This is a genomic window from Dellaglioa sp. CoH-55-MRSF-7, assembly GCF_056782235.1.
In genome coordinates, this window is sequence record NZ_JBXAYI010000131.1 from 1 (window position 1) to 296 (window position 296).

The 296-nt window shown below is 53.0% G+C and carries 1 protein-coding gene; it reads left to right on the plus strand.

Annotated features, from left to right (window positions below; translation table 11 throughout):
• Window positions 1-296 (plus strand): hypothetical protein (locus AC1RPU_RS08145; protein ID WP_481769668.1); only part of this gene is annotated, 296 nt, incomplete at both ends.

Genomic DNA, 296 nt, shown 5'->3' on the forward strand with positions numbered 1-296 from the left:
CTTAGGGTGTGGGACGGAGAGATGCCGATGCCTGCCCTGTTCACCGTGGACGGCACCGCCGTAACCTCGAACCAACAGTTTCTCGGCTTCTGCGACGGTAAGCCCCATATTATAGGGGCCTCGAACTTCTCGAATTTCACACACTTCGAACTCCAGTTTGTCCTATCGGATGAGAGCGTGTACTTTGAGTTCCCACGTCGGCCGTCGAACTCGAACACTGCGCTGCTCGAACAGGATGATCCATACAACATCATCTTCAGTCCTAATACTCCGCAGGTAAGCAGCAAGGACATTAT